The organism is Luedemannella flava, assembly GCF_039528515.1.
GTDB classification, from domain to species: domain Bacteria; phylum Actinomycetota; class Actinomycetes; order Mycobacteriales; family Micromonosporaceae; genus Luedemannella; species Luedemannella flava.
The window spans coordinates 1-7,777 of the sequence record NZ_BAAALT010000250.1 but is presented as its reverse complement, the minus strand read 5'-3'; the positions used below and the strand labels follow the sequence as shown (position 1 = coordinate 7,777).

Genomic DNA, 7,777 nt, shown 5'->3' with positions numbered 1-7,777 from the left:
CGGCCGCGCGTCGTGGGCGGCCGGCCGCCGAGGTCGCCGCCCGGTTCGGCGCGGTGACCGTGGGCACCCCGCCGCTGGACGTCGACAGCCACCAGGAGCTGCTGGTGGCCGCCGGGCGGCTGCGTGAGCAGCTCGTCGCCGCGCGGGCGCAGGTGGCCTGGCACGAGCACCTGCTGAGCTCCCGGGAGGCGGCGCTGCGCCGGGCCGAGCGGGCGGTCGAGCTGTTCACCGGCTCGCCGGGCTACCGGGCGAGCCGGTTCGCGGTCCACGCGCTGCGGCGGGCCAGCCGGGTGCCGGGCGGCCTGCGCCGGCGGTGGCGGGCCTTGCGGACGGGAGCGAAATGACCGGAATTTTAGGGATCATCCAGGCGCGGATGGGCGCGAGCCGACTGCCCGGCAAGGTGCTCCGGCCGCTGGGCTCGACCACCGTGCTCGGCCGGGTGGTGGCCGCCGCGCGGGAGAGCGCGGCTGTCGCCGATCTGGTCGTGGCGACCACCGAGGAGGCCGAGGACGACGCCGTGGTGGCCGAGTGCGCCCGGCTGCGGGTGGCCTGCCACCGGGGCCCGACGGACGACGTGCTGACCCGGTTCCTGGGGGCGCTGGACGCCCACCCGGCCGGGGCGGTCATGCGGTTCACCGCCGACAACCCGCTGCAGGACCCCGACATCATCGCCACGGCCGCGCGGGTCTTCGGGGCGGTGCCGGGGCTGGACTACCTGTCCACGTCGATCGCGCACACGCTGCCCCGGGGACTGGACGTCGAGATCATCAGCAGCTCGGCCCTGCGCGCCCTGGACGACCTCGCCACGGGGCACCACCGGGTGCACGTGACGTCGTACGCCTACACGCACCCGGAGACCTTCCGGGTGCTGGGGCTGACCGTCCCGCCGGACCGGACCCACCTGCGGCTCACCCTCGACACGGTGGCCGACTGGGACCTCGTACGGGCCGTGGTCGCCCACGTCGGCGACGGCACGGTGAACCTGCCTAAGCTCGCCGAGTGGCTCGACGCCCACCCGGAGATCCGCGCCCGCAACGCCACCGTCGAACAGAAGGCGCTGGAGGAGGCGTGACGCCGCTCAGGGTGGGGTTCCGGTGTGACGCGGGGCATAAAGCCGGCGTGGGGCACCTGGTGCGCTGCGTGGCGTTGGCGGAACAACTGCTCACCGAGGGTATCGACGTCGTGTTCCTGGGGGACCTGGGCGACCTCGCGTGGGCGCGCCGGCAACTGGACGGGCGCCGGCTGCCCCTCGTCGACGGGCCGACGACGCCCGCGGGGATGGTCGCGGCCGCGCACCGGCTGTGCCTCGACGCGCTGGTGCTCGACTCGTACGAGCTGGACCCGGCGTGCGCCGGGGCGTTGCGGCGCGCGGGCGTGCCCGTACTCGCCGTGGTGGACGGCGACCACCGCGGCCAGGAGGCGGACCTCTACCTGGATCAGAACCTCGACGCGGAGCTGCTGCCGGTCGATCTCCCGCCGGGCGCGACGCGGCTGGCCGGGGTGCGCTACGCGCTGCTGCGCGACAGCGTGCGGCGGGCCAGGCCGGCGACGGCGCCCAGCGCGCGCCAGGGCGGGCCGCCGCGCGTGCTGTGCTTCTTCGGCGGGACGGACGCGTTCGACGCCGCTCCCGTGGTGGCGGAGCTGCTGGTGGCCACGGGGGTGCCGCTCGCGGTGACGATCGTGGCGGGCCGGCCGGCGACGCGCGACGCCCTTGCGGCACTGCCGCCGGGGCCGGGGCAGTCGGTGACGGTCATCGAGCCGACCGACGACCTGCCGGCGCTCGTGCGCGCCGCGGACCTGGTGGTCAGCGCGGCGGGCACGTCGCTGTGGGAGCTGTTGTGTCTGGGCGCGCCCGCGGCGCTGCTGTGGGTCGTGGACAACCAGCGCCTGGGGTACGAGCGGGTGATGGCGCACGGACTCGCGGCGGGTCTGGGCCGGTTGGACGAGGTCCGCGGGGGCGGGCCGGCGCGCGCCGCGGCGGTGGACGAATTGCGCTATTTGCTCCTCGATCCCACCCGTCGAAACGCCTTCGTCGGGCTCGGATGGAAGTTCATTGATGGACAAGGCAAGCGCCGCGTTACCGAGGCGCTGCTCAACGTAATAGTCACCATGAGATCTAGCGGGAACCTTTGCTATTTCCCCTGGTGAGGCTGCACCATGTCCGGGATGGCGTGTAACACGGGTGTCACGGCGGGAACATGGCACGTTCACCCGATGGCGGTCGGTCTAACCGGCGACCAGAGTTACTGCCTCAGACCGTGTCAAAGCAGTGCGGGGAGGAGACGGTGGCAACCGTCGCGCTTAGGGACGTAAGCAAGGTTTTCGGTGACGGAACCCTCGCCGTCGACAACGTGAGCCTTGACGTCCAGGATGGCGAGTTCATGGTCCTGCTGGGCCCTTCGGGCTGCGGCAAGTCGACCGTGCTCCGGATCGTGGCCGGTCTGGAGGACCCATCTTCGGGTGCGGTCCTGCTGGATGGGGACGTGGCCAACGATCTGGCTCCGCGTGAGCGCAAGGTCGCCATGGTCTTCCAGGATTTCGGTCTTTATCCGCACATGTCGGTCAGGGACAACATCGGGTTCCCGCTCCGCATCGCGGGCATCGAGCCCGAGTCGCGCAGCGAGCGGGTGGCCGACATCGCGTCCGCGCTCGGCATCGGCGACGTGCTCGCCCGCAAGCCCGGGCAGCTCTCCGGTGGTCAGCGCCAGCGCGTCGCCATGGGTCGCGCCATCGTGCGCCGCCCGTCCCTGTTCCTCATGGACGAGCCCCTGTCGAACCTGGACAGCGGCCTGCGTGCCGAGCTGCGCGCCGAGATCTCGGCGCTGGTCCGCGAGCTGGGCGTCACCACGATCTACGTGACGCACGACCAGGCCGAGGCGCTCACCATGGCCGACCGCGTCGCCATCATGCGCAAGGGCGTCCTGCAGGACGTCGGCACGCCCACCCAGGTCTACAGCCGTCCGGGCACCCTCTACGTGGCCGCCTTCCTCGGCAGCCCGCGGATGAACCTGCTCGAGGCGAGCGTCTACGTCCACCTCGACCGCTACATCGCGCTGCACCTCGGCGACCAGGCGCTCTACCTGCCCTGGCACGACATGCGCGCCCGTCAGGTGGCCCACTTCCACGGCGAGCGCATCGTCGTGGGCGTGCGCGCCGAGGCGCTCACCCCGGTCGTGCCGGACACGCCCGGCGACGTCCTCCACGGCCGCGTGCGCTACCTGGAGCACCACGGTCACGAGTCGCTGGCGTTCCTCGACATCGGCGCGTTCGCCGTGCCGGTCGACGACATCGCGGGCGCGGCCCCGGTGCCGACCAACGGCACGGGCTCCCGGCTGAGCAAGGTCGCGGCGATGTTCCGCGGCCGCAACGCCCACCGCGAGGACGACTACGACAGCCACGGCCACGGGTCCTCGGCGCACGGCAACGGCAACGGCACGGGCGCCCGCAACCAGGTCAGCGTGCTGGAGCAGTCGGGCCGCCACCACCGGGCCCGCGCCGAGGTGGCGGTCCGTCTCGCGCCGTACCCGAGCCTGCGCGTCGGCGACCCGATGAGCGTCGCCATCCGCATCGACCAGCTGCACTTCTTCGACGCGCGCGGTCAGCGCATCGACGTCGGCTGGCGCTGAGCCCTAGCGCAGGAGCGCGGTCACCTCGTCCGGGGTGACCGCGCCGTCCACCACCGTGACCCGGTGCCGGCGCGACAGCGCGTCCCCGGCCGCGATCCGCCGCCGCTGTTCGAACGCCAGCGCGACGCACACCCCGGGATACTCCGCCGCGCGGACGAACCACCGGTCATCGTCGCCAAGACCTTCAAAAATCAGTGAGTACGCGCTGCCGCTGTTCGTCGACGTGACGGCGACCCAGTCGGTGGTGCTGGCGTTCACCTCCGCCTCGGTGGCGGCTTCGGGGCTGAACACGGCCGGCGCCTGCGGCCCGAACGGCAGCCGCCAGAAGAACCCGCCGTACCCGGCGTTGCCCGGCCTGCCGTTCGTGCCCGGGCTGCCCAACGTCACGTCCACCGGCCGGGGGTTGCGCAGGTCGTAGGCGAAGTCCAGCCGCCAGGCCCGCTCGTTGACGGGCTCGGCCCGCATGACGCGCTGCTCGACCAGCATGGTCGCGCCCCTGGTGTCCAACCACCGCAGCGTGCCCGCGATGCTGTGCTCCCCGGCGGTGAGCGTGTCCTGCACGATGCACCCGTGGTCGGACAGCCACTGGTAGCCCTGGTCGCGCACGTACGTCCGCCCGCCCCAGACGTTGACCCCGTCGACGTCCTGCATCGCCACGCTGACGCCGAGATGGTGCGTGTGGTCCTCGGGCAGCACGTCGGTCACGACGGTGCCGTTGAGGGTCCGCACGGGGTGCAGGAACGGCCGCGGCCCGCGCTGCGGATCCACGACGGGCTCGGTCACGTACCCGGCGACGACCGGCCCACCACCCGCCACGCGCAGCGGAACCGGCCCATTCGCGGAATACGGCGGCAGCATGCGAACCTCACCTCGGGGAAAGCGTTTGCTCGAACCTGTCGCTCGCACCCTACCGTTTCTGAGCTCTGCTTCCCTATACGAGTCACGTGCCGGGCTCGCGCCCGGCCCGGCAGCGCGTTATGGCGCCATGGCGAGCGAACACCGGCCCGCATTCCGTGCCTACGGCGCCAAAAGCCGGAGCCCGGTCAGTGGCGGTCGACCGTGAGGGTCGCGACGCCCGACGTCGCGGCGATGGCGTAGCGGTCCGTCGTTGCGTCCCAGGTCGACGGGGCGAAGACCGTGCCGGCCTGGACGCCCGAGTGGTTCGCGCCGTCGACGGTGACCGTGTTGGCGCCGCCGCCGATGGTGACCTTCGCGGGCGGGCCGGCGGGCACGCGTACCGTCACGTCGTTCGCGCCGCCCGCGACGCGGACCTCGGTGGTGCCGCGCGGGGCGGGCAGGCCGAGGTCCGCACGCGTGACACCCGAGGCCAGGTCGACGCCGTCGACCCGCGCCGCCGCCGTGCCGTCGACCGTCACCGACGTGTAGCCGCCCGAGAAGCGCAGCCGCCACGTCACGTCCCTGTTCACCTCGATGAGGACGGCGCTCGGGCCCGTGCCGGCGAGGTGGACCTGCAGGTCGGGGTCCGCGACCACGAACGACGGGGCCAGCGGGGAGTCGTCCGGCGTGGTGGCCCGGGCCAGCGTGTCGCCGAGGTCGGCGGCGCGCACCGTCACCGTGGTGGCGCCGCTGACCACGTCGATGTCGGCCGCGTCGCGGCCGTCGCGGCTGACCGCCGCGGTGTGCGGCGCGGCGGTCGGGCCGGCGGCCGCGCGCGGCGCGAGGCGTTCGTCGGCAGGTCGGTTGGCGTCGCAGCCGGCCGCGAAGACCAGCAGGACCGCGAAGACGACCAGCACCAGCGCGTACGACTTGCCCTGCAGGCGGGCGGCGCAGCGCGCCGCCGGCCGGTGTCCGTGCATCGTTGCCATGAACACGCAGTTCCCCGTCCCGTCCGTGGACTAACCCGTGGGCCCGACGGCCGCCTCGCCGGTGCGGCGCAGCTTGTGCCAGCGCAGTCGGGCGCCGGTGAGGGCCGTCAACGCCGACTGGACCATCACCACGTAGATCACCTGCCGGTACACGAACTGCTGCAGGGGCAGCGCCCACAGTGGGCGGAGGCGCTCGCCGTCCAGGCGGAACGCGACGATCGCGGTGACGGTCTGCAGGGCCAGCATGGCCAGCCACGCGACGCCCGCCTCGGTGCGGTTGAAGAACACGAACCCGTACAGCGTGAGGATGTCCACCAGCGGCGCGAGCAGCGGCAACGCGATGCCGAAGAAGGCCAGGAACGGCAGCCCGCGGCGCCCGAACCGGCCCGACGCGCCGGACTCGACCAGCGAGGACCGGTGCCGCCACATCGCCTGCATGGTGCCGTAGCTCCACCGGTACCGCTGCCGCCACAGCTGGGCGAGCGTCGCCGGCGCCTCGGTCCACGCCCGCGCCCTGCCCTCGTAGACCACCCGCCAGCCGGCCCGCGTGATGGCCATGGTGAGGTCGGTGTCCTCGGCGAGCGTGCGGTCGCTGACGCCGCCCACGTCGCGCAGCGCCCGCCGGCGGAACGCGCCGATCGCGCCCGGCACGGTCGGGATGCAGCCGAAGATCTCGTAGAGCCGCCGGTCCAGGTTGAACCCGATGACGTATTCGATGTGCTGCCAGCGTCCGACGACCGTACGCCGGTTGCTGACCTTGACGTTGCCCGCGACCGCGCCCACCGTCGGGTCCCCGAAGGGCTGCACGAGCGCCCGGATGGAACCCGGCTCGAACACGGTGTCCCCGTCCACCATGATGATCAGGTCGTGCCTGGCCCAGGCGACGCCGACGTTGAGGGCGAACGGCTTGCCGCCGTTGGGCACCCGGACCAGCCGCACGTTGGGCAGGTCGAGGGCCTCGACGAGGTCGCCCGTGCCGTCCGTGGAGCCGTCGTCCACGACGATCACCTCGATCGCCGGGTAGTCGCCGGTGGCCAGCGACCGCACCGTGTTGGCGATGTTCTCCTTCTCGTTGAACGCGGGCACGATCACCGAGACGGGCTCGGTCACCGGTGCGCCCCAGCGCCAGTCGGGGCGGCGGCGCCGCCGCGCGTGCCGGCCCGCGAAGAAGAACAGGAAGAGGGTGCGCAACGTGGTCAGCGCGCCCACCGTGATGATCATGAGGCCGAGGGCGTTGAGCAGGCGGTCCGCGACCTGCACGGCCCAGACCAGCGCGCGGCCCCGCCACTGGTCCAGGGCGCTCGCCGCGTCCTCGCCGACGGGCGCGGTGGTGGCGGTGGCCCGGCGCATCCCCTCGGACACCGTGAGGAACTCGTACCCCTGAGCTTTGAGCTTGGGAATGAGCAGGTCGAGGGCCGCGACGGTCTCCGCGCGGTCGCCACCGGCGTCGTGCAGCAGCACGACCGAGCCGGCCCCGTCGCGCGGCGTCGCGGCGTCCACGATCGCGTCGACGCCCCTGCGCTCCCAGTCGAGGCTGTCGGTGTCGGTCTCGATCGTCAGGTAGCCCTGCCTGCCCGCCTCGACCACGAGCGGCCAGGTGCGGTCGTCGAGCGAGTCGGAACTCGACGAGTACGGGAAGCGCAGCAGCGACGTCTTCACCCCGACGGCCGCGGCGATCGCCATCTGCGTCTGGGAGTACTCCATGGTGCGCTGCCAGGCGGGCAGCTTGGTCATGTCGGGGTGCGTGAACGTGTGCACGCCCAGTTCGTTGCCGTCGGCCACGAGCTCGCGCGCGAGGTGCGGATAGCGCGCCACCTGCGAGCCGACCACGAAGAACGTCGCCGGTACGCCGTGCTTGCGGAGCACCTTGCGGACCTGTGTCGTCCACACCGGATCGGGCCCGTCGTCGAACGTGAGGGCGACCGTCCCCGGCGGCATGTGGTACGACGCGACGCGGCCGTGCGTGGTGTCGATGAGCGGCCCGCCGCCGGTGATGCTGTCGGGCACCGTCGCGGCGACGGTCGACTCGTGCACCGCCCCGTCGGGCTTGAACTCGGCGTTCACGTACGCCTCGAGCAGCAGGAACATCGCGAACACGCCGAGTACGACGCTGGTCAGCAGCCAGCGTGGCCGGGGCGTCATCCGGCGTTTCCAGGTGGGCCGCGTCGGGGCCGGCACGGTCTCCGGGGGCGCCGGCGGGTGGGACAGCGTGCTCACGAGCGGCTCGCCGACGCGGGCAGGGCGGCGCGCGGGGACGCGCTGGCGTCCGGGTTCAGCGGCGCGGCGCGGGTCGGGGCCGTCGTGCGCGTGGGCGTCGCCGACGGG

6 protein-coding genes and 1 pseudogene are annotated in these 7,777 nt (G+C 73.0%); 4 read left to right on the top strand and 3 right to left on the bottom strand.

What is annotated here, in order from left to right; translation table 11 throughout:
• The 4 genes and pseudogenes from ABD211_RS28520 to ABD211_RS28505 all read left to right on the top strand — a co-directional run.
• Nucleotides 1-344, top strand: a pseudogene (locus ABD211_RS28520) (hypothetical protein); the annotation flags it as partial.
• Nucleotides 341-1,072, top strand: a complete 732-nt coding sequence (locus ABD211_RS28515; protein ID WP_344138516.1) for a cytidylyltransferase domain-containing protein — start codon at nt 341-343, stop codon at nt 1,070-1,072. The pseudogene ABD211_RS28520 and the gene ABD211_RS28515, both read left to right, overlap by 4 nt.
• Complete coding sequence (locus ABD211_RS28510; protein WP_344138513.1) at nt 1,069-2,148, top strand: PseG/SpsG family protein; 1,080 nt, start codon at nt 1,069-1,071, stop codon at nt 2,146-2,148. The genes ABD211_RS28515 and ABD211_RS28510 overlap by 4 nt, the downstream gene beginning before the upstream one ends.
• 137 nt (nt 2,149-2,285) lie before the next feature.
• Nucleotides 2,286-3,626: an ABC transporter ATP-binding protein gene (locus ABD211_RS28505; protein WP_344138511.1), complete on the top strand. Its 1,341-nt coding sequence runs from the start codon at nt 2,286-2,288 to the stop codon at nt 3,624-3,626.
• A gap of 3 nt (nt 3,627-3,629) precedes the next feature.
• Here the strand turns inward: ABD211_RS28505 and ABD211_RS28500 are convergent, their stop codons facing one another.
• The 3 genes from ABD211_RS28500 to ABD211_RS28490 form a co-directional block, all read right to left on the bottom strand.
• Nucleotides 3,630-4,484: a DUF6807 domain-containing protein gene (locus ABD211_RS28500; RefSeq protein ID WP_344138509.1), complete on the bottom strand. Its 855-nt coding sequence runs from the start codon at nt 4,482-4,484 to the stop codon at nt 3,630-3,632.
• Between the two features lie 185 nt (nt 4,485-4,669).
• Nucleotides 4,670-5,452, bottom strand: coding sequence for a hypothetical protein (locus ABD211_RS28495; RefSeq protein WP_344138507.1), 783 nt, complete (start codon nt 5,450-5,452; stop codon nt 4,670-4,672).
• Nucleotides 5,453-5,482: 30 nt separating this feature from the next.
• Nucleotides 5,483-7,669 (bottom strand): bifunctional polysaccharide deacetylase/glycosyltransferase family 2 protein, encoded by a 2,187-nt coding sequence (locus ABD211_RS28490; protein WP_344138505.1) that lies wholly within the window; start codon nt 7,667-7,669, stop codon nt 5,483-5,485.
• Nucleotides 7,670-7,777 lie beyond the last annotated feature (108 nt).

Coding starts and splice junctions, on each gene's coding strand:
- ABD211_RS28495 (WP_344138507.1), bottom strand. CDS start 5,452: ATGGCAACGATGCACGGACACCGGCCGGCGGCGCGCTGCGCCGCCCGC.
- ABD211_RS28500 (WP_344138509.1), bottom strand. CDS start 4,484: ATGCTGCCGCCGTATTCCGCGAATGGGCCGGTTCCGCTGCGCGTGGCG.
- ABD211_RS28515 (WP_344138516.1), top strand. CDS start 341: ATGACCGGAATTTTAGGGATCATCCAGGCGCGGATGGGCGCGAGCCGA.